Annotated in this window: 17 protein-coding genes, 1 other RNA gene and 1 riboswitch; of the genes, 10 read left to right on the top strand and 8 right to left on the bottom strand. The window is 65.0% G+C overall.

Annotated features, from left to right (window positions below; translation table 11 throughout):
* Positions 1 to 9 precede the first annotated feature (9 nt).
* Both BKG76_RS01075 and BKG76_RS01070 read left to right on the top strand, forming a co-directional pair.
* The gene (locus BKG76_RS01075; RefSeq protein WP_070935197.1) at positions 10 to 813 is read left to right on the top strand and encodes a HugZ family pyridoxamine 5'-phosphate oxidase; all 804 of its coding nucleotides are present in this window, start codon (positions 10 to 12) and stop codon (positions 811 to 813) included.
* A 124-nt stretch (positions 814 to 937) separates the two neighbouring features.
* Positions 938 to 2,134 (top strand): HNH endonuclease, encoded by a 1,197-nt coding sequence (locus tag BKG76_RS01070; RefSeq protein ID WP_070935195.1) that lies wholly within the window; start codon positions 938 to 940, stop codon positions 2,132 to 2,134.
* Here BKG76_RS01070 and BKG76_RS01065 read toward each other — a convergent pair.
* From BKG76_RS01065 to BKG76_RS01045, 5 genes are read right to left on the bottom strand one after another with little or no spacing between them, the layout of a single operon-like run.
* Entirely contained in the window at positions 2,104 to 2,550 is a 447-nt protein-coding gene (locus BKG76_RS01065; RefSeq protein ID WP_070935194.1) for a hypothetical protein, read from the bottom strand. The genes BKG76_RS01070 and BKG76_RS01065 overlap by 31 nt on opposite strands.
* Positions 2,547 to 3,776 (bottom strand): DUF58 domain-containing protein, encoded by a 1,230-nt coding sequence (locus BKG76_RS01060; RefSeq protein ID WP_070935192.1) that lies wholly within the window; start codon positions 3,774 to 3,776, stop codon positions 2,547 to 2,549. The genes BKG76_RS01065 and BKG76_RS01060 overlap by 4 nt, the downstream gene beginning before the upstream one ends.
* Positions 3,773 to 4,735, bottom strand: a complete 963-nt coding sequence (locus tag BKG76_RS01055; protein ID WP_070935190.1) for an AAA family ATPase — start codon at positions 4,733 to 4,735, stop codon at positions 3,773 to 3,775. The genes BKG76_RS01060 and BKG76_RS01055 overlap by 4 nt, the downstream gene beginning before the upstream one ends.
* On the bottom strand, positions 4,732 to 5,217 hold the full coding sequence (locus BKG76_RS01050) for a hypothetical protein (protein WP_070935188.1): 486 nt from the start codon (positions 5,215 to 5,217) through the stop codon (positions 4,732 to 4,734). Before BKG76_RS01050 ends, BKG76_RS01055 begins: the two co-directional genes overlap by 4 nt.
* Positions 5,214 to 6,134: a DUF4129 domain-containing protein gene (locus tag BKG76_RS01045; protein WP_070935186.1), complete on the bottom strand. Its 921-nt coding sequence runs from the start codon at positions 6,132 to 6,134 to the stop codon at positions 5,214 to 5,216. The genes BKG76_RS01050 and BKG76_RS01045 overlap by 4 nt, the downstream gene beginning before the upstream one ends.
* Positions 6,135 to 6,220: 86 nt before the next feature.
* A riboswitch (M-box (ykoK) riboswitch) is annotated at positions 6,221 to 6,393 on the top strand.
* Positions 6,394 to 6,662: 269 nt separating this feature from the next.
* On the opposite strand from BKG76_RS01045, the gene BKG76_RS01040 reads away from it, so the two are divergent.
* Both BKG76_RS01040 and mgtA read left to right on the top strand, forming a co-directional pair.
* Complete coding sequence (locus BKG76_RS01040) at positions 6,663 to 7,667, top strand: VWA domain-containing protein (RefSeq protein WP_070935184.1); 1,005 nt, start codon at positions 6,663 to 6,665, stop codon at positions 7,665 to 7,667.
* 4 nt (positions 7,668 to 7,671) lie between these two features.
* A complete protein-coding gene (mgtA, locus tag BKG76_RS01035; protein WP_083337867.1) occupies positions 7,672 to 10,314 on the top strand; it encodes a magnesium-translocating P-type ATPase in 2,643 nt (880 codons plus the stop codon).
* Here the strand turns inward: mgtA and BKG76_RS01030 are convergent.
* Positions 10,280 to 10,663 (bottom strand): VOC family protein, encoded by a 384-nt coding sequence (locus tag BKG76_RS01030; protein ID WP_070935182.1) that lies wholly within the window; start codon positions 10,661 to 10,663, stop codon positions 10,280 to 10,282. The two genes, mgtA and BKG76_RS01030, sit on opposite strands and share 35 nt — an antisense overlap.
* A gap of 37 nt (positions 10,664 to 10,700) precedes the next feature.
* Here BKG76_RS01030 and rnpB point away from each other — a divergent pair.
* Together rnpB and BKG76_RS01020 are read left to right on the top strand one after the other, a co-directional pair.
* An RNA gene (gene rnpB / locus BKG76_RS01025) (RNase P RNA component class A) lies at positions 10,701 to 11,103 on the top strand.
* A 17-nt stretch (positions 11,104 to 11,120) separates the two neighbouring features.
* Complete coding sequence (locus BKG76_RS01020) at positions 11,121 to 12,545, top strand: RNB domain-containing ribonuclease (RefSeq protein ID WP_083337931.1); 1,425 nt, start codon at positions 11,121 to 11,123, stop codon at positions 12,543 to 12,545.
* Here BKG76_RS01020 and BKG76_RS01015 read toward each other — a convergent pair whose 3' ends face one another.
* A complete protein-coding gene (locus BKG76_RS01015; protein ID WP_070935180.1) occupies positions 12,546 to 13,997 on the bottom strand; it encodes a CYTH and CHAD domain-containing protein in 1,452 nt (483 codons plus the stop codon). It lies immediately after the preceding gene.
* A 270-nt stretch (positions 13,998 to 14,267) separates the two neighbouring features.
* On the opposite strand from BKG76_RS01015, the gene BKG76_RS01010 reads away from it, so the two are divergent.
* Positions 14,268 to 16,070: a fatty acyl-AMP ligase gene (locus BKG76_RS01010; RefSeq protein ID WP_070935178.1), complete on the top strand. Its 1,803-nt coding sequence runs from the start codon at positions 14,268 to 14,270 to the stop codon at positions 16,068 to 16,070.
* 10 nt (positions 16,071 to 16,080) lie between these two features.
* On the opposite strand, the gene panB is transcribed toward BKG76_RS01010, so the two are convergent.
* Entirely contained in the window at positions 16,081 to 16,926 is an 846-nt protein-coding gene (gene panB, locus BKG76_RS01005) for a 3-methyl-2-oxobutanoate hydroxymethyltransferase (RefSeq protein WP_070935176.1), read from the bottom strand.
* A gap of 174 nt (positions 16,927 to 17,100) precedes the next feature.
* On the opposite strand from panB, the gene BKG76_RS01000 reads away from it, so the two are divergent.
* The 3 genes from BKG76_RS01000 to BKG76_RS00990 are packed head-to-tail and all read left to right on the top strand — an operon-like array spanning position 17,101 to position 21,595.
* The gene (locus tag BKG76_RS01000) at positions 17,101 to 18,474 is read left to right on the top strand and encodes a WS/DGAT/MGAT family O-acyltransferase (protein ID WP_070935174.1); all 1,374 of its coding nucleotides are present in this window, start codon (positions 17,101 to 17,103) and stop codon (positions 18,472 to 18,474) included.
* 14 nt (positions 18,475 to 18,488) lie between these two features.
* Positions 18,489 to 20,018, top strand: a complete 1,530-nt coding sequence (locus tag BKG76_RS00995; protein ID WP_109420515.1) for an alpha/beta hydrolase — start codon at positions 18,489 to 18,491, stop codon at positions 20,016 to 20,018.
* Positions 20,019 to 20,053: 35 nt separating this feature from the next.
* On the top strand, positions 20,054 to 21,595 hold the full coding sequence (locus tag BKG76_RS00990; RefSeq protein WP_070936765.1) for an alpha/beta hydrolase: 1,542 nt from the start codon (positions 20,054 to 20,056) through the stop codon (positions 21,593 to 21,595).
* Positions 21,596 to 21,608: the final 13 nt, after the last annotated feature.

The following is a 21,608-nucleotide window of genomic DNA, read 5'->3' as shown; positions in this document are numbered from 1 at the left end:
GCTGTCGCCATGGCTTCTCGCGATCACGGTGATCCGGGCGATGCGCCCACCATTGCTCCGCCCCTGACGGCTGTCGCCAATCCGGCGCGTCCCTCAGCGGCTGAGGAGGCCAGGACGGTAGCGGCGTCGACGAATACCGCGACGTTGGCAAGTCTGTCCGCGGACGGTGACCCGTGGGCTTCGCTGGTCACCTACGGGCTGCTGGGCGGGGCGCCGGTGCTGTGCGTCTCGCAAATGGCCGAGCACGGCCGAAATCTGATACGTGATGCTCGGGCAAGTGTTTCCATTGTGGCGCCAAATCCACCCGACGATCCGCTGGCGAACACCCGGATCACCCTCGCGGGGAAGGTGCGCCGGCCCAGTCCGGAAGAGTTGTCGGCCGCGCGTGAGGCACATATCGTCGGCGTGCCGGCCGCCCGGTATTACATCGACTACAGCGATTTCTCGGTGTGGGTCCTGGATGTCGAACGGGTGCGTTGGGTCGGCGGCTACGGCCGCATGGACTCGGCCAGTGGCACCGAATACGAGGCGGCCGCACCCGATCCCGTCTCGCCCAAGGCCGCAGGCGCTGTCAATCACCTGAATGACGACCACGGGCAGGCGCTGCTCGCGATGGCACAGCGGCTGGGCGGCTATCCGGACGCCACCGAGGCTCGATGTGAGGGAGCGGACCGGTATGGGCTGGACATTCGGGTGAGCACTCCGCGGGGCTGGTCGGTGACTCGAGTCGGCTATGTCGAGCCGATTGACTCGATCGAAGAGTTACGTGGGGCGACCGTGCAGTTGGCGCGGCTCGCGGCTCCGAGCTCTTAGCGCGTTCAGATGTCGATGTCCACCAATCGGTAAGATTGTGGATAACTTGCCGAGCGTTCGAATGGTTGTGTACAACAATCGAAATCAACAACTATCGAACTGATGTTCGATTAACGTTTGTGGTGTGTCACGAAGAGATCCCGCCGCCCTTGCGACTCGGCTCGTCGAACGAATCGCCGAGTTGGAGCGCGTGAAGGCCGGCGCCGCTGCGGAGCAGGCTCGTGCCGCGGTGCAGCTCGACCGAGCGCGCCGCGAGGACGAGGCCGCCAACGGGGTGCCGCGTCGGCGCCAGGGCGCGGGCGTCGCGGCGGAGGTCGCCCTGGCGCGACAGGACTCGCCGGCGCGCGGCGGTCGTCACCTCGGGTTTGCAAAGGCGCTCGTGAACGAGATGCCCCACACCCTTGCCGCACTGGAGTGCGGTGCGCTCAGCGAATGGCGCGCAACCATCCTGGTGCGCGAAACCGCATATCTTGCCGTCGAAGACCGGCAGAAGATTGATGTCGAGATGTGCGCAGACCAATCTCGGCTCCGCGGATTGGGCGATGCCCGGCTTACCGCGGACGCGAAGCGCCTGGCATATCGACTGGATGCCGAGGCCGTGGTGCGCCGAGCACGCCGGGCCGAGAACGAACGCCGGGTATCCATCCGTCCTGCGCCCGACACCATGACGTATTTGACGGCGTTGCTTCCGATGAAGCAGGGCGTGGCCGTCTATGCCGCTCTCAAGCGGGCCGCCGATATGTCGATGGATCCTGTTCGGGGCCAGGGGCAGATCATGGCCGACACCTTGGTGGAGCGCGTGACGGGAGTGGCATCTGCAGAAGCGGTTCCGGTGGGCGTGAACATCACGATCTCCGACGAGGCGCTGCTGGGCGGCGGCGATGAGCCCGCCGCTGTCGCGGGTTATGGACCCGTCCCGGCGGCGGTGGCGCGCAGGCTTATATCCGAGGCGGTGAGCTCGGGCGCCAAGGTTCTGGCGCGGCGGCTGTATCGGCGCTGCGGCAGTGGCACGCTGGTGAGCGCGGAGTCACGAAGTCGGTTATTCCCCAAGGGATTATCCGAGCTGATCGATGTGCGCGATCAGACATGTCGGACGCCGTACTGCGATGCGCCGATTCGTCACCACGATCACGTGGTGAGTAGCGCAGGGGGAGGCGCAACATCACTGCACAACGGCCAAGGCCTGTGCGAGCGATGCAATTACGTCAAGGAGACGCCGGGTTGGACCGCGGTGCCGGTGCCCGGCTCAGACCGGCATACCGTCGAGATCACAACACCGACGGGGACCGTCTACCGCTCTACCGCACCACCACTGCTCTGAATGAATGGTCGAAGGGCCAGAACGTAGATGAGTACGACGGCGACCGGCACCGCCAAAGGCAGCCACGACGAGCGCCCCGCGGGTATCGCCGCCGCCAGCAGTGCCGCGCAGCCGAACATCACGGCGGGAATGATCACCTCAAATTTGAGGGCATTCACCCGGGGCGGCCAGTGCAGGGGATATGCGGCAAGCAGATACAACACCGCAGCCAGCCCGGAGAGCATCGCCAGCGCCGGGGACGAATCACCGAAAGCCAGGACGCCGATGACGAACAGCACGGCCAGCGTCGCGAACGTCCGCCACCGAAGGCCGACCAGAACCAAAACCGCCGCACAAGCCGAGACCAGAATCCCGTCAACGGCTGCCAGCACCATGAGAAGTCCGAGAGCGGCGGCCAGTATCACGCGCAGGTTCATCGGCGTCGTCCCCTGCGCGGGCGCCGAGGCAGCAGATGCATCGCGTGATTGAGCCCGGAGCCGTGGCTCCAGCCGACAACATCAACCCCGGTCACCGCGATATTGCGGTACATCCGTGAGCGTTCCAACCGCCACCATCGGGCCACGATCGGATCGGGGTCCTCGCGAAAGGGCAGACGGTCGAGCACGTCGACCACCAAGACGGGATGCCCGCGCCGCCGCAGGTCGGTCAGTGCCAAACCAAAGTCGGCGTTCAGCAGCGTCGAAAACGCCACTACGATCGCGTTGGGCGGCACGGCGGCGCGCGGAGCAAGAGCACTGGCGCTCTGCGAATGCCACTCTCCGGCATCGAGAATCGCATCGAGCAGGCGGTAGAACTGATGTCGGCCGATGTCCGGAGCAAGCCAGCGTGGCGCACTGCCCAACAAGACGACGCCGGCGCGGTCACCACGCTGCAACACCGACTGTACGAGCTGGGCCGCACCACGCGCGGACCGCTCGGTCGCCACCGTCGCCGGACCTGACGGCTGCGCATAGGTATCGATCAGCACAACAACATCGGCGGCCCGATCCGTCAGCCGGTCGGTGACATGCAGGCGCCCTCGTCGCGCGCTGACCCGCCAATTGACCGTGCGCAGCGAGTCACCCGGGACGTACTCACGAATATCCGCGTACTCGACTCCGGGTCCGTGATGTCGCGTCAGGTGCGTGCCAATCCGGTCGGGCAGATCCGCGGGAGGCACCGCGACATCTTGCGGATCCGACAAGGGATACACCCGCACCTCCGCGGCAGGTAGCGTCACCGCGGCGCCAACCCACAGACCAGATGTCGAGACCGTCTGAACCTCAACGGGAATGATGTACCGGCCCCACCGCTCGGCCGACACTCGCATCGCCACTTGGTGAGGCGCCGCCCTCGGCTCCGCATCGATCTGCAGACCGTCGACGGGCGCCGGGCGCACCCGGTACACCACGGCCGGTTCGGCAGATTCGATCGACGCGGCAACGGCCACCTCCTCAGATTCCAAGCATCGCAATGGCTCTGACTCGTCGGCAACCCGCACCCGCGCGCCCGAGGGTCGGCGGGCGCCCGCGGCGAGCACGCCGATGAATGGCGCCGCGAACACGATCAGTTGCCAGCGGCCCGTCACCACCGCGAGTGCCAGCGCGACACCGGTGCACGCGGCCAGCGCCGATACCAGCGGTGATGCGCGCCAGGCGATCATCCGGATGCTCGCGGTACCGGCAGCCGGTGCAACAGCTCGTCGACCACGTGCGCGCCGGTGATGCGGCGCACCCACATCTCGGGCCGTAGACTGATTCGGTGCGCCACCGCCGGCACCGCGAGCGCCTTGACATCCTCGGGGATCACGAAGTCGCGGCCGAGCAGCATGGCGCGTGCCCGCGACATCTGCACCAGGTCGAGTTCGGCGCGCGGGCTGGCTCCAACCTCGACATGTGAGTGACTGCGCGTCGCCGCGGCCAGTGCGACGATGTAGCGCAGAACATCCGGATGCACCGAAACCTGTTCCACCGCTTCCCGCATCGCGATGAGGTCGTCGGCGGCGACCACTTGTGACACCGTCGGCGGCGTCGATCCCCGGTTCAATCGGCGTTGCAGCATTTCTATCTCAAGGTCCTCGGGCAGGTACCCGAGTTGCAACCGGACCGCGAACCGGTCCAGCTGGGCCTCGGGCAGGGGATAGGTTCCCTCGTACTCAATCGGGTTGTCCGTCGCCAGCACCACGAATGGGGAGGGGAGTCTGCGAGTTTCACCGTCGATGCTGACTTGTCCCTCGGCCATCGCCTCCAGCAGTGCCGACTGTGTTTTGGGTGGGGTGCGGTTGATTTCATCTGCCAGCAGGAGATTGGTGAAGATGGGCCCGGTCCGGAATTCGAACAGGCCCGAAGACATGTCGTAGATCGTGGAGCCCAGCAGATCCGCGGGTAGCAGATCGGGAGTGAACTGCACGCGGGCGAAATCCAGCCCCAGCGCGGCGGCGAACGATCGGGCGATCAACGTCTTGCCTAGACCCGGCAGATCCTCGATGAGCACATGCCCGCGGGCCAGGATCGTCAGCAAAATAAGTTGCAGCGCAGCGCGTTTACCGACCACGACCCGCTCGATCTCGGTCAGCACCGCATCCGCGTGCTGGGTAGCGACGGAAACCGGAACCGTTGTCACATCCGCTCCAATTGTTCGAGGATCGATTGCAGTACCGCTCGGCCGGGCGCGGGTTCGGATCGGTCCGCGTCCGAGGCTCCGTTCGGATCGACCCAACGCCACAGCTCGGGGCCAAAGGTCATGCGGCCGGTCGCCGCCAGCGCGGCGCGATCCCTCGACTGCCGATGGCCCGCCGCCGTCTCGAAATCCGCCGCGATCAGGGGGCGAAGCTGCCGGTCCCAGTCGCCGCGTGTCCGCTCGGCCCAACTGATTCTGGCTTCGGCGCGGGCATGCCACCGTCGCAATGTCTCGTCGGCCGGAAGGCTGAGTGGGGGAGACGGGCCGGGGTCGCGCGCGTCGCGCAGGTATCTCCACAGCAGGTACAGCGCGATCCCGACGACCACGCCGCTGATCGGCAGAGTGAACGCGCGTAGTGGACTGGCGGCGACAGCCGCTTCGGTCAAGACCACCATCAGCAGGACGGCCGGGACGAGCCATTTCATTGTCGGCTCCGTAGATCGTCCAACACGGTCTGCAACCATCGCGCCGCGGATTGGCGATCGGCCTGCGTCATCTCATGCGGGCTAAACCGGGCCTCCGAGAAAAGCGAGACAAGCTGAGTGCCGGCCTGCGATTGGAGGGCACCGATATGGACCGCCCGCTGCAGGACTTCCGATGGGGTATCCGACACCAGTGGTGCGGCCTCGGGCGCCGCGGTAAGTCCCTGCTCCATGGCCGCGTAGCAGGCAATGATCGATGCGCGCGGATCGCGGCCCGGTTCGGCGACCTCGGCGAGGCCGAGTTCCACCAGGTGCGCCAGCGATCCGGGTGTCGCATCGGTGCCTTGGGGTGGCGCGGATTGATCGGTGCCGCCCTCGAAGGCGTCCGGATCGCGGCGCCTGAGCACGAAGATCGTGGCGGCGATACCGATCAACACCACGCCGAGGACCACCATGGGCACCTCGGGCTCCTCCCGTCGTGGTGCGTCGCCCGGTGTCTTACCCGGTTCGGCGTCGGACTGCCGCGATTCGGCGCTGCGCGAGGTGGACTCGGGTGGGGCACCTTCCCCCGTCGTCCCCATCGCATAGAGCGAGGCCCACACCGCAACCAACAAACCAAGTGCGGTAGCGACGGCAATGATCACTTCGCGTCGGGTCAAACCCCGCAACCGTAAATACGGTGGACTCTCGGGCGGCAGCGGCATTCTGGGCCGTTGCCGCCGAAGGCTCAACAGTATGAGGATGGATGCGGCACCACACAGCAAGAGCTGCAACGCTATTGAATGATGCTGAGTGCGACGTTCCTGGGGCCGCGAAAGGACCGACGGCTCCGGTAGATAACTGCGTAGCGCCACGACGGACAGCGCGACCAGGACGATGAGCCCGGCCGCTCGTAAGAACAGCCTGTCCGCACTGTTCATGCCTCATCGTTGCACGATGACGGGTCTGAGCGCTCCACCATTGACCAACCTTGACCGCGATACGTGGGTGGCTTACAGTTCGGCTGTTAGCACCTCGCTAGGCGAGGCTCCTGCGCGAACATAGGCCACTGATCCGACGACGTCGAGAGACGCCCAGGGTTAGGACAGATCTCCCCGGCCTAAGGGGTGATCCGAAGTGGCTTCCGGTGTAGCCGGATTACGTCGTGTAGTGCCGAAGCTCTGACGAGAGGGGTGTGAGCCGGTTCTTGATCACAAGATCGGTTTTCCTTCTTGTCGTGGGCGCACCTGGTGGTGTGGTGAAGATGACGCGATGCGTCCTGGCGTGAAGGAGGTGAGGGGACGATATGACGTCCTGCGGAAGTCCATATCACAGTACGTATTCCCTAACAGCCTCCTGGACCAGGCGTAGTTCGTAATCGGTTGACGAGGCTGAGTTTTCGTTTGAGAAAGCAGCTTCGCTATGAGCCTTGCCCTGCCCCGTCACGTCGCGGTCAGTCCGACTGAACGATGAACATCCCCTTTTTCGGGCCGATGACGCTCTCGGGTTTCACCCATCCGTGGTTCTTTCTGGTATTGCTAATTGTCCTCATATTGGCCGCGTTATACGTTGTGGCACAGCGCCTTCGCCACAAAAGGGTGCTGAGATTCGCCAATACCGAGCTGTTGGACTCGGTGGCCCCACAACGCCCACGTCTGTGGCGCCACACATCCGCGGCACTACTACTGACCGGGTTGATCGTTCTCACCATCGCGCTGGCCGGACCGACCCACGATGTACGGACTCCCCGCAACCGGGCCGTCGTCATGTTGGTGATCGATGTCTCGCCATCCATGCAATCCACCGATGTCACACCCACGCGGTTGGCCGCTGCCCAGGAGGCCGCCAAAGGGTTCGCCCAGAAGCTCACCTCCGGAATTAACCTGGGGCTGATAGCTTTTGGCGGTACGTCGACAATATTGGTATCGCCCACGACCAATCATCAAGCGACTGTGGACGCCATCGCGAAGTTGCAGTTCATCGAACGCACCGGTACCGGTGAGGCGATCTTCACGGCACTTCAGGCAATAGCCACCGTTGGAGCGGTGATAGGTGGTGACAACAAGGCGCCCGCGCGCATCGTCCTGATGTCTGACGGTAAGGAAACCGTGCCGTCGAATCCGGACAATCCCAAAGGCTGTTACACCGCCGCCCGCACCGCCAGAGAACAAGGTGTGCCGATCTCGACCATTGCCTTCGGCACCGCGGACGGCACCGTCGATATCAATGGCCAACGCCAACCCGTTCCGTGGGCGCCGGACATGATGGCCAAGGTCGCAGAGCTATCGGGTGGCGAAACCTACTCGGCCTCATCAGTTGGTCAGCTCAGGCAGGTGTACGCATCACTGCAACAGCAGATCGGATACGAGACCATCAAGGGTGATGCCAGTGCAAGCTGGGTACGACTGGAAGGAATGCTGATACTGGCAGCGGCATTTACCGGACTGCTCCTCAACCGCCGCCTTCCCAACTAGCTCGATGCGTGACGAGGCTCCGATGATCAGTGATGGCTGCGAGCGCTTGCGGGAGCTGAGCGCTGCGCCACTGCCCACGGTTTTTGACCAGGTTGGTGGATCTCCGCGTGGGCTCACCGAGGCGGAGGCCGCCGACCGGCTCCACTGCTTCGGGCCGAACAGCCAGACTCCTGCTCGTGACGACGGGTTCATGACCGGTGTCCGCACCTGCTTGCGGAGCCCATTCCTGGCGCTGCTGGCCGGTTTGTGTCTTGTGTTCGTTCTCGTAGGCGATCGCAAGGCCGCGGTGACCGTTGCGGTAATGATCGCGCTGGCGGTAGCCCTGCGCCTATGGCAACGGACCCGTTCGATGCGGGCGATCCGAGGTGTGCGTGAACTCGTCACGGCGACAGCAACGGTGCGCCGGCGGGCCGATGAAGACGCCCCATCGGTAGCGCGCGACATCCCGTTCGCTGCGCTGGTGCCAGGAGATGTGGTGGTGCTCGGTCCTGGCGATGTGGTGGCGGCGGATTTGCGGATCGCGTCGGCCACCGACCTCGTGATCGATCAATCGGCGATGACCGGGGAATCGTTGCCGGTGTACAAGGACGCCACTGCGACACAGCGCCGGGCGCGAGGCTTGGTTGCGGTCGTGGATTCCGTGAACCTCTGCTTGTCGGGCACAACAGTGTTGGCGGGGGCGGCTAGTGGGATCGTCGTAGCCACCGGCAGTCGAACCTACTGCGGCGCGCTGGCCCGCCACGCTGCTGACCCACGGTCGGAATCCAGCTTCGATCACGGGGTTCGGGCGGTCAGCTGGACTCTCATTCGTTTCATGCTGGTGCTGGTGCCCATTGTGTTTGCCGTGAACGGGTTAGTCAGCGGCGCGTGGGGGCAGGCCGCGATGTTCGCAGTGGCGGTTGCCGTGGGTTTGACGCCGGAAATGTTACCGGTGATCGTCACCTCCAATTTGGCGCGCGGCGCCGTGCTGTTGGCTCGCGAACGAGTAGTTATTCGTCGCCTCAACGCAATTCAAGATCTCGGAGCAATGGACGTTTTGTGTATCGACAAAACCGGAACCTTGACTGAGGACCGGGTTGTCTACGCGCACAGCGTGGATGTGACCGGGCATGTCGATGACACGGCCAGCGAGTTGGCCTACCTGGCCATGCACTTTCAGGATGGACCCCACAGCCGGCTTGACCAGGCCGTCGCGCAGTGGGCAGACGAGGAACAGATGCCGGTGATAGCCGAAGCGGCGTACACCGGGGTAGCCGAGATCGCCCCGGAGCAGTCCCGCCGGAAACAGACAGTAGTGGTCTCCCGCCTGCATGGTGAGCACATGGTGCTCTGCAAGGGTGACCCCGACGAGGTACTGCCGTGCTGCACCCGCGCTCGGATGGGCGACGACGTCGTCGGATTTCACGATGAGTTGAAATCCGAAGCCCGCGACCTGATCTGCGCGTATCGAAAGCGCGGAATGCAAGTGATGGCCGTGGCAGCCAAGAGCCGCCCGGCGCAATTGGGGCAGTATGACAAGACGGACGAAAACGGCCTTGTCCTAGTGGGTTTCGTGGGGTTCGTCGACCCGGTCCGCGAGAGTGCTTCCTGCGCGGTGACGAGCTTGTCACGGCACGGCGTCCGGGTGAAAATCTTGACCGGCGACGACGGGCACGTCGCTCAGCAGGTGGCGACCCAGGTCGGAGTGACCTCTGACCGCGTCCTGCGCGGAAAGCAGATCGACAAGCTCGCCGACAGCCGCCTCCAAGCACTCGCGATGCAGACAGATGTATTCGCCGAGCTGACTCCCGGGCACAAGGCGCGCATCGTCGCCGCGCTACGGGACGCCGGATGTGCCGTCGGGTTCCTCGGCGATGGAGTCAATGATGTTGCGGCCCTGCGTATTGCCGATGCCAGCATCGCTCCCGATACCGCGACCGGCGCGGCGAAACAGGCCGCTGACCTCATCCTGCTGGACAAAGACCTGGCTGTGATCGCACGCGCTGTCATCGAGGGGCGACGGACGCTGGCCAACACGATGAAATACATCAAGATCACCGCCAGCTCAAACTTCGGCAATGTCTTGTCCGTCATGGCCGCCAGCATGCTGCTGCCGTTCTTGCCGATGCTGCCCAGTCAGCTGATGATGCAGAACTTGCTCTACGACATCGCCCAGCTCGCACTGCCATGGGACCGGGTAGACCCGGAGTACCTGCGCCACCCGCGGCGCTGGCAGTCCACCGGCATGGTCCCGTTCATGCTGATCTTCGGCGCGCTCAGTTCGGTGTTCGACCTGGCCACTTTCGCTGTGTTGTGGTGGGCATGTGGCGGTAGTGATGCGCCGTCGGTCTTTCAGACCGGTTGGTTTATCGAGGGATTGCTGACGCAGCTGGCCGTTGTGCTTGCGCTGCGCTCGCGCGCACTGCCCTGGCGCGGGCCTCGACCGGCCCCGGTTGTCGTGCTCAGCGCGGTGGCGGTAGGCATTGCCGGCGTGCTGTTGCCGTTCAGCCCTTTGGCGGAGCCATTACAGATGACGGCCCCGCCGCTGGGTTACCTGCTGTGGCTCGCCGTGGTGACGTCCGCCTACGTGGCCGCGGCCTGTGCGATGAAGCGGTGGTACCTACGCCGCCGAGTCACGAATAGGTGCCCTCGGGAATCATGTTGGTGATGCAGAACGGGTGGCCGGCCGGGTCGACCAGCACCCGCCATCCGCTCGGGTTCGGCTGGGTGGCGGCCTTGGTCGCCCCCAACCCGAGGATGCGCGCCTCTTCCGCGTCGAGGTCTGACGCCGCGAGCTCAAGGTGCAGCTGTTTCGGCACCCCACCCTCGGGCCACTGCGGCGGTTGATGGTCGGCTACCCGCTGGAATGTCAGCAGCACGCTCGCGCCCTGAAGCGCGGCCATATCCGGACTCTCGAACATCATCCGCAGGTCAAGGACCTGCTGGTAGAACCGTGCCAGCGTCACCGGATCCGAACAATCGATCGATATCGCACCAAGTCGAGCCGTTGTCGTCATGGAGACGAGCTTGTCACGAGTACGATGACCGCGCGGACGAGTTGGCCGGGCGGCCGCGGGCTGCGGGAGAAATCCCGTGGTTCGAGGAAAGTCCGGACTTCACAGAGCAGGGTGATTGCTAACGGCAATCCGAGGTGACTCGCGGGACAGTGCCACAGAAAACAGACCGCCACCGCAAGGTGGTAAGGGTGAAACGGTGCGGTAAGAGCGCACCAGCGGACCGGGTGACCGGTTCGGCTCGGTAAACCCCACCCGAAGCAAGGCCAAAAGGCTGTGCTTGCACAGCTGCGGAAGTGTTCGAGGGCTGCTCGCCCGAGCTTCTGGGTAGGCCGCTCGAGGTACCCGGCGACGGTGTACCCAGATGGATGGTCGCCGCTGCGTGGCCGCGGCTAGCCCGTGGCTGTGCGGAACAGGATCCGGCTTACAGGCCAACTCGCCCGCCTCTTACCCTGAACCGGTGACGGTGAAGCGCTTGGTCGCCCGCGACCTCAGCTTCGACGGCATTCGTGCGGAATTTGCGTTGCCCGCCGACTTCGGTGTCGACGCCCAGCGCGACGCGGCTCGGGCCGTCGACCGCTATCACGCGGAGCGCGTCGACCGCACCGATCTGGGGCTGGTCACCATCGACCCGCCCGGATCCCGTGATCTGGATCAGGCCCTGCACCTGGAACGCACCGCCAACGGCTATGTGGTGCACTACGCCATTGCCGACGTTGCCGCGCAGATCGAGCCCGGCAGCGCGCTGGACGCCGAGGCGCGCCACCGCGGCGAGACCATCTACCTGCCCGACGGATCGATAACCCTACACCCGCTGGTGTTCTCGGAGGGCTCGGCGAGCTTGCTGCCCAATGAGATTCGGCCCGCCGCGTTATGGCGTATCGAAACCGACAACGACGCCAACCCGGTGAGTTGGAGCGTTGAGCGTGCCCTGGTGAAATCTGTGCAGCAGCTGACGTACCGCGAGGCGCAAGACGCGGCCGACGCCGGCAACCCGCATCCCGCAATCGCTGTGCTCCCTGAATTTGGGCGCAAGAGAAGAGATCTCGGGCTCACCAGGGGTGCCATCGAACTGAATCTGCCTGAACAGGAAGTAGTGCGCGGCTCCGCCGGCGATTGGGAGCTCGCCATCGAGGCGCGCACCGAAACCGACGGCTGGAACGCGCAAATATCGCTGCTCACCGGGATCTGCGCGGCGCGGATCATGCTCGACGGCGGCATCGGGATGCTGCGCACCCTGCCGCCCGCAGATGGTGACGTGCGCCGGTGGATGCGCCGCACGGCCGAGGCCCTCGGGGTGCCCTGGATGAATGACACGCCGATCGGGGCGCAGCTCGCCGCGCTCGATCCGTGCGCCACCACGACATTGGCGATGATGACGCAGGCAACCACACTCCTGCGGGGTGCTTCCTATCTGGTTTTCGACGGGAAGCGCCCGGACGATCAGGCCGCCCAGCATGCCGGTATCGCTGCTCCCTATGCGCACGCGACCGCGCCGTTGCGCAGGCTGGGGGACCGGTTCGTCACCGAGATCTGCCTGGCGCTGTCCGCGGGCACCGCGGTGCCGCAGTGGGCGCGTGAGGGGCTGGCTGACGTCAGATCCTCATTGCTGAGTTCGAATACGTTGGCCAACAAGGTGGAACAGGCATGCGTGGATCTCGCCGAGGCCACCATCCTTGCTCCACAGAAGGGGCAGACCTTCGATTCGGCGGTGCTGCGAGGCGCCGAGAAGAAGAGGGCCGCAGAGGTCTTCGTGACCGACCCGCCTATTCTCGCTCGTTGCGAAGGCGATCCACCCGAAGGCCAGCGCGCCAAACTTACGCTGCGCGAAGCGAATCCGGATACCCGGACCGTGCTGTTCGGCTTCCCGGTCGACGGTAACTGATCACTTCTTGTGGCGCACGGCCTTGCGGAGGGCCCTGAGCGTCGACTCCACCTGGTGGCGGGTGGCCTCCGCCGCATCGTGCTCACGCTGATACAGCACCCCGTAGGTAAAGGTGTCCTCGCCCGCGCCGTGTGCCTCGGCGGCCTGGGTGCCCAGGTAGGTGCGACTGACCGTGCTGTCCTGATGTTCGCCCAGCAGTTCCTGAATGTCCTTGGCGGCCTGGGAGATTTTCTTGGCACCCTCCGCGCTGGCCACGTAGCGCAGCCGCTTGGCCGACTTGCGGATGCGGTGCAGGGCCTCGTCGCGGTACTCACCTTCGGCCCGCGCGGCCGCCCGCGCCGCACGGCGCACCTTGCGGTACGCGGCGTCGAGCGTCCCACCCTCCTCCGAGTGGTGGGTGTCCGACGCCGGCCCGGCCGACGCAACCAACTCATCCAGGGCATCGAGCAGCCGGAAATAGCGGTGACTGCGCATCGCCGCCAGCGAACGACGTAACCCGTTGTCGTACCGCTCCCTGGCCGCGTCCACCAGGCGTTCGCGCACCGGACCGCGGATGAGTGACTCCGGCAACTCGGTGAGTGCCGCGGCATACCGCTGGGCGAGCACTTCGGCATCACGCGCCGCCCCGAGGATGTTGGCCAGCAGCCGGAGCTCGTCGAGCGGTTCGGGATTGGTGTCCAGGCCGAAACGTTCGGGATTGGACTGCAACAGGCTGCGGATACGCCGGATGGTGACCCGCATTTGGTGCACCGAGTCGTCGGTGTCCACCCGGACCGCACGATCCCAGCCCTGCAACTGCTCCAGCTGCTCGAGCAGCGCGCGCTGGATGGAGTCCTTGCCCTTGGGGCGCTCGCGTTCGGGTACGTCAAGAACACGGGCCAGTTTGGAGCCGTGCCCGGCGGGGGCCGCCCCGGCGTCGAGCAGGCGGGCGGTGATCCGGTCGAACAGTGCGGTATCGACATCGCCGGAGCCGGATGTCGACAGCTCCAGCTCCCATTCGCGCCAGCTCAGGTCTCCCGCGGTGACGTGATCGTCGCAGAATTCGGCGAGATCTTCGCCGTCAGCGCCGATCAACCGGGACACGGTGCGCACGGTGCTGATCCGCGCCACCGGAGCGAGTTCGTCCTCACGCACCACTGCCAGCACGGTGTCCCGGAGCTCTTCGGGGACCACGTCATCGCTCTCGGTAAGAGGAAGTCGCAGCTCAGTTCGAGTGTCCGGTCCCGCGGGCAGCTTCAGATGCCACCCCGCGTCGGTACCGCCGGTCCGGCGCCGCAGCGTGATGCGGTGCTGCGCCAGTCGCTGATCGGGGGTATCGAAGTACACCGCATCCAGATGCTGCTGAGGTTGCTGCTCCACCCGCGCGACGGCGGAAATTCCCTCGAATGACGGGTTGATCGTCGCGTCGGTGACGTCGAACTTCCGCTCGACCTCGACGTGTTGAGATGGCATGGGGTGTGTGCCCTGACGGTCGAAGGGACGGGATGCTCGGAGTGTGCGGGCTGTGTGAGCACGCGACACGGTGCCACATTCAGGTAAACAATGGTCACGACTTGTCACCAGGTAATCTAAGATTCTCTTAGGGTTCTCATAAGGTCGGGGTATCAGATTGGGACGCGATATTCACTTCGCACCGCGTGTGGTGCCGAGTGCCGGTGTTGCCTGGTCGGTATTGTCCCCTTATGGGACGCCAGCCGTATCCACAGCTAGACCGAGGTCGACATGAAGTTACTTGTTGAGGAGTACCTGAACGGCAAGGGCGAAATCGTCTTGCCAGACGGCTATACCGTCAACTACTACCTCGAGCGTGCCATCAGCGAGCTGGGCGATACCTTCGCCTACCGCTACCTGGACTTCAACACCAACTCCGATGGCGAACCCAACGATCTCAACTGGACACAGCTTGGCCAGCGCTCTCGCGCGGTCGCGGCGCGACTCCAGCAAGTAACCCAGCCCGGCGACCGCGTTGCCATCCTGGCCCCCCAGGGCATCGATTACGTGATCGGTTTTTTCGCCGCCATCGAAGCCGGAAATATCGCGGTCCCGTTGTTTGCTCCGGAGCTGCCGGGGCACTCCGAACGACTCGATGCTGTGCTCAGCGACGCGCAACCGACTGTGGTGTTGACCAACAACGCCGCCGCCGAATCCGTCAACCGATTCGTCCGCGGGCTGCCCCGTGACCGCCGTCCCCGAGTGGTCGCCGTCGACAGCGTCCCCGATTCGGTGGCCGCCACCTACGCCAAGGTGACGCCGGATACCGACGACATCGCGTACCTGCAGTACACCTCGGGGTCCACCCGGGTGCCCGCCGGCGTCGAGATCACTCATCGCGGGGTGATGACCAACGTCCTGCAGATGATCATCTCGGTCGGTTTGGACGACAGCATCCGCAGCGTCAGCTGGCTGCCGCTGTACCACGACATGGGCCTGCTGATGATCCTGTTCCCGCTGTGCGGTGGCCGGATCACCCTGATGTCCCCGGTGTCGTTCGTGCGACGGCCCGGACGGTGGATCAAGGAGCTCGCAGCCGAGGGGCATCTGGGCCGAACCTTCGCCGCCGCACCGAATTTCGCGTTCGAGTTGGCCGCCGAGCGGGGTCTGCCCAAGGACGGCGAGGAGCTTGACCTCAGCAATGTCGCGGGCCTCATCAACGGATCTGAACCCGTCAGCATCTCCTCGATCCGCAAGTTCAACGACGCCTTCGGGCCGTATGGGCTGCCGCCGACCACCATCAAGCCCTCCTACGGAATGGCCGAGGCGACATTGTTCGTCTCCACCATTCCCTCCGATGCCGAGGCCTCGGTGCTGTACCTGGACCGCAGGGAGCTGGGCAATGGACGCGCCGTGCGCGTCGACGCGGACGACGAGAACGCCGTCCCGCAGGTGTCCTGCGGCAACATCGCGCGCAGCCAGTGGGCGGTGATCGTCAACCCGAACGCCGATTCCGAGCTGGCCGATGGCGAGGTTGGGGAGATCTGGCTGCACGGCGACAACATCGGCCGCGGTTACTGGGGCAGGCCCAAGGAGACCGACTTCTCGTTCCGTAACAAGCTGCAGGCCCGGCTGGACCAGGGCAGCCACGCTGCCGGCACCGAGCCCGGTGCCCTCTGGTTCCGCACGGGTGACCTGGGCGTCTACCTCGACGGCGAGCTCTACATCACCGGTCGGGTCAAGGACCTGGTCATTGTCGACGGCCGCAACCATTACCCGCAGGACATCGAGGCCACCGTCGAGGAAGCCTCGCCCGCGGTGCGCCGTGGTTTCGTGGCGGCATTCTCGGTGCCCGCCGAAGGATCTGGGGAGCAGCTGGTCATCGTGGCAGAGCGCGCTGCCGGTGCGGGCCGGGCCGAGCCGGAACCCATCATCGATGCCATTCGGGCTGCCGTCTCGCGACGCCACAACCTGCCCATCGCGGATGTGCAGCTGGTACAGGCGGGTGCGATTCCCCGCACCACCAGCGGAAAGCTCGCACGCCGAGCCTGCCGCCAGGAGTACCTGAACAACAAACTCGGCGTGCGCGCCTGACGATCTCGGCTTAGTACGAGTGCTCGGGAGCGGGGAACACCCCGCGCGCCACCTCGTCGGCATACTGCTCGGCGGCCTTGCGTAGTTCCGCCCCGACCTGCCCGAACTGCTTGACGAACTTGGCGGTCTTGCCGCTGGTCATTCCGGCCATGTCCTGCCACACCAACACCTGCGCGTCGCACTCCCGGCCCGCGCCGATACCGACGGTGGGGATGGTGAGCTTGCCGGTGATCTGTGTCGCCAGCTCTGCCGGCACCATCTCCATGACGACGGCGATGGCTCCGGCCTCCTGGACCGCGATGGCGTCGTGGATGAGCTGTGCGGCATCATCGTCGCGTCCCTGAACCCGGTACCCGCCAAGGCCGTTCACGCTCTGCGGGGTGAACCCGATGTGCGCCACCACCGGAATCCCGGCGGCGGTCAGCGTGGCGATCTGCTCGGCAACTCGTTCTCCGCCTTCGAGTTTGACGGCGTGCGTGCCGGCTTCCTTCATGAAGCGGGTGGCACTCGCGAGGGCCTGGGCGGCCCCGCCCTCATACGAACCGAAGGGCAGATCGGCGACCACCAGCGCCTCCGGTGCGCCGCGAACCACGCCGCGCACCAACGGGATCAGCTCGTCGATGGTGATCGGGACGGTGGTGTCATATCCGTAGACCACGTTCGCGGCCGAATCTCCGACCAGCAGAACGGGAATCCCGGCATCGTTGAACACCCGCGCGGTGGAGTAGTCGTACGCGGTGAGCATCGACCACTTGTGGCCCTCGGCCTTCCACTTCTGCAAGTGGTGCACGCGGGTCTTGGTGCGAGGCTTGGGGGAAGTCTCGGAAGCAGCGCCATACAAGGCGGATTCAGACATCAGTGTCTCTTTCGTTCGTCTCCTCAAGGCCCATCCGGGTCCCTGGGTTTCTAACGATGTTCAGTCTGCCACCGCGTGGCCACGAGATGAATATCCAAGTGGGTGGACTTGGTCACACCTGAGAGTCGCGGCGTTTGGTCACGGGGTAATACCCGCTCGCCTAACATCTGCCGCATGCAGCGGCTTTCCGGACTCGACGCCAGTTTCCTCTATCTGGAAACGTCCACCCAACCCATGCACGTGTGCGGGATTCTGGAATTAGACACCACAACCATTCCTGGTGGCTACTCGTTCGAGAAACTGCGGACCAAGCTGGCCGAACGCGTCGAGGGCATCCCGTCGTTCAAGGAGAAGCTCGCCGACAGCCGGCTGAACCTGGATCACCCGGTATGGGTGGACGACGACGACTTCGATATCGACCGTCATCTGCACCATGTCGGCCTACCGTCGCCCGGCGGCAAGGCCGAGATCGCCGACATGTGTGGACACATCGCGTCGCTGCCGCTGGATCGCGCCCGTCCGCTGTGGGAGATGTGGGTCATTGAAACAGGGGACACCAACCGGCTCGTGGTCATGACCAAGATGCACCACGCCTCCGTCGACGGGGTGACCGGCGCCAACCTGATCTCGGCGCTGTGCGCGTTAGAACCCGATGCCGAGGCGCCCGAACCCACGCCCGGGGTCGGCGGTGCCAACAGCATCGAGATCGCGGTAACCGGAGCGCTCAAATGGGCATCGCGGCCACTGAAATTCGCCAAGCTCCTGCCCGCCACGATCGGGGTGATCCCCGCTTGGCTGGAGCGTTCCAAGCGCGGCGAGGCCATGTCCGCGCCCTTCTCGGCGCCGCGCACCTCGTTCAATTCCACGATCACCAGCCGTCGCAATGTCGGGTACGCCCAGCTTGATCTGGACGATGTCCGCGCGGTCAAGAACCATTTCGGGGTCAAGGTCAACGATGTCGTGATGGCCATCTGTGCCGGTGCGCTGCGCAAGTACCTGGACGATCGTGGCGAGCTGCCGGACAACTCGTTGGTCGCCATGGTTCCGGTTTCCGTGCACGAGAAGTCGGACCGGCCGGGCCGAAATCAGGTGTCCGGCATGTTCTCTCGGCTGGAGACGAATGTCGATGATCCAGTGACCCGGCTTCAAGCCATCGCTGCGGCAAACAACATCGCCAAGGATCACACCGCAGTGCTGGGCGCCACCCTGCTGCAGGACTGGAGCCAATTCGCGGCGCCGGCGGTATTCGGTACCGCCATGCGCGTCTACTCGCGCATCCGGCTCGCCGACCGTCACCCGGTGATCCACAACCTGGTGGTTTCCAACGTGCCGGGACCGCAAGTGCCGCTGTACTTTTTAGGCGCCCAGGTCATCGGGATGTACCCGTTGGGCCCGATCTTCCATGGCGCCGCGCTCACCGTCACGGTGATGTCGCTGGACGGGAAGCTCAACGTCGGCTTGATTTCCTGCCCGGATCTGATGCCGGACCTTTCCACCCTGACCGACGATTTCGGCGTGGCGCTGCAGGAGCTAAAGGCCCGGATCTGAGTTCGCATGGCAACATGGCTGACATGATGTTGCGTGGTCGGCGGGTTGCTGCCGTTTTGGCTCTTGCCTCGGTGGTAGCCGTCGTCTCTGGTTGTGTGCGGTCGGTCGAGGGTGAGGCGACGGCGGCACGGCCGTCGGAAACCTCGCTCAGTTGGGGCGATTGCGACGGCTTCACGCCCGAGAACGTCACGATTCCGGCCAGCACGGTGTGCTCGGAGCTGGAGGTTCCCGTCGACTACGCCAAGCCCGACGGAGCCAAGGCGCGGCTGGCGATCATCAAATACCCGGCCAAGGGCGACAGGATCGGGTCGCTGCTGATGAACCCCGGCGGTCCGGGCCAGTCCGGTATCGAGGCCGCGACCGCCATCGTCAAGCAGGTGCCCAAGGACATCCGTGACCGCTTCGACTTCATCGGATTCGATCCGCGCGGCGTCGGGTACTCGACTCCGGCGATCGAGTGCAACACGGACAAAGACGTCGATCGGCTGCGTGCGCAGAACGACACCGACTACAGCCCCGAGGGCGTGGCCCGGATGGAACAGGATTCCAAGGACTTCGTGAAGCGCTGCGTGGACAAGGTGGGGCTGGAGTTCCTCGCCAATGTCGGCACGGTAAACGTCGCCAAGGACATGGATCGGCTGCGCGCCGCGCTGGGCGACGAGAAGTTGACCTACCTGGGCTACTCGTACGGAACCCGGATCGGCACCACATACGCAGAAGAGTTCCCCCAGAACGTGCGCGCGCTCATCCTGGACGGAGTCATCGATCCCAACGCCGATCCCACCCAGGCCGATATCGACCAGATCGCCGGATTCCAAAAGGCTTTCGACAACTACGCCGCCGACTGCGCGAAGAGCCCGACCTGCCCGCTGGGCACCGATCCCGCGCAGGCGACCGCGCGCTATCGGGCCATGATCGATCCGTTGGTCGATCACCCGGTCAAGACCAAGGACGGTCGCGGTCTGTCGCATAGCGACGCGATCATCGGCACCATCATGGTGATGTACTCGCCCACGCTCTGGGAGGCGTTCACCAAGGCACTCCGCCAGCTCAGCGAGGGATCGGGCGACATCCTGCAGCTGCTCGCCGATGCCTACATGAAGCGTGACGAGGACGGGCACTACAGCCACGCACAAGACGCGCAGACCGCCATCAACTGTGTCGACGAACCACCGGAGAAGGATCGCGCCAAGGCCGTCGAGAAGGACCGGCGCATCCGCGAGGTGGCGCCGTTCCAGGACTACGGCGAGTTCACCGGTAACGCGCCGCTGGGCGTGTGCGCGTTCTGGCCGGTACCGCCGACCAGCAAGCCGCACCCCATCCACGTGGCAGGTCTGCCCAAGCTGTTGGTGGTTTCCACCACCTACGACCCGGCGACCCCCTACCAGGCGGGCGTTGAACTGGCCAAACAGCTCGGTGGAGGCCTGCTCACCTACGACGGGACCAAGCACACCATCGTGTTCGACGGCAACCAGTGCGTCGACAAGGCGGCTGAGGACTATCTCATCAAGGTCACGACTCCGCCTGAAGGCGCCCGCTGCTGATCCCTTTTGGTACGCGACATGGCACGATGTGGCCCATGATGCGGATGCGCCGGGCGTTGCCAGTGATTTTCTTGATGTTGACGGCGGCCGTCCCTGCGATCCCCGCGGCCGCTGCGCCGCTGCCGGCTCCCAGCCCGTCGCTGCAGGCGTTCTACGACCAAAAGGTCGTCTGGGGCAGCTGCGTGGGATTCGTTGGTGACACCAGTCGCATCGCGACCGCGCGCTGCGCCAAGGTCAAGGTGCCCGTCAGCTACGACAAGCTGATGGGCGCGGTGGCCGAGCTTGCCGTGCTCAGGGTGCCCGCCTCCGGCAAGCGCGTGGGTGCACTGCTGGTCAATCCCGGCGGCCCGGGCGGATCGGGTGTGGACCTGGCGGCCGGGATGGGCGCCAAGCTGGGTGATTCTGAGGTGGGGAAGAGCTTCGACATCGTCGGGTTCGACCCGCGCGGTGTCGGCGGCTCCACGCCGACCCTGCGCTGCCGTACCGACGCCGAATTCGACGCCTTCCGCCGGGAACCGCTGGCCGATTACAGCCAGGCCGGCGTGGCCCACATCGAAGACGTGTACCGCAAGTACGTCAACGAATGTGCAAACCGGATGGGGCTGGACTTCCTCGCGAACGCCGGAACTGCTTCGGCAGCAAGGGATATGGATATCGTCAGGAGCATTGTCGGAAATGGGGCGGCGGACACCAGGCTCAATTACCTGGGCTACTCCTACGGCACCGAACTGGGCACCCAATATGCCGAATACTTCCCGCAGAACGTGCGCACCATGGTCTTGGACGGCGCGATCGACCCGACGATCGACCCGGTCGAGTCCAACGTCCGACAGATGACCGGATTCCAGGTGGCCTTCAATGACTACGCGGCCGACTGCGCCAAGGACGCCAAGTGCCCGTTGGGGGCCGACCCGTCGCAGGCCGTGAAGCGTTTTCACCAGCTGGTCGACCCGCTGGTGGCCAAGCCGGCCAAGACCAATGACCCGCGCGGGCTGAGCTACCAGGACGCCATCACCGGCACCATCCAGGCGATGTACACGCCGCGCTACTGGAAGTTCCTCACCTCGGGCCTGTCCGGCCTGGCAGATGGCAGCGGGCCCGATGACCTGCTGTGGCTGGCCGATCAATACCAAGAGCGCGACGATCACGGGAGCTACGACAACCTGCAGGACGCGTTCAATTCGATTCGGTGCGTCGACGGACCGACCCCGAAGGATTCCGCTCCCTGGGTGGCCGCCGACAAGCAGCTGCGCGAGCAGGCGCCGTTCTCGAGCTACGGCCAGTTCACTGGATACGCCCCGCGCGATATGTGTGCCTTCTGGCCGGTGTCGCCGACGTCGACACCGCACACCCCGTCGACTCCCGGCCTGCCGCCAGTGGTGGTCATCTCCACGACCCACGACCCGGCGACTCCGTACGAGGCGGGAGTGGCGCTGTCACGGCAGCTGGGCGGATCGCTCATCAGCTATGAGGGCACCCAACACACCGTCGCGTTCAACGGCGAGGCATGTGTCGACGATGCGGTGACGCGTTACTTCGTCGACGGCACCGTGCCTCCTAAAGACGTGCGCTGCTGACCTGCGGCATACT

Origin of the sequence: Mycobacteroides franklinii, assembly GCF_001853795.1 — a bacterium.
GTDB lineage: Bacteria > Actinomycetota > Actinomycetes > Mycobacteriales > Mycobacteriaceae > Mycobacterium > Mycobacterium franklinii.
The sequence above is the reverse complement of the archived record's forward strand: the minus strand, read 5'-3'. Positions and strand labels throughout refer to the sequence as shown.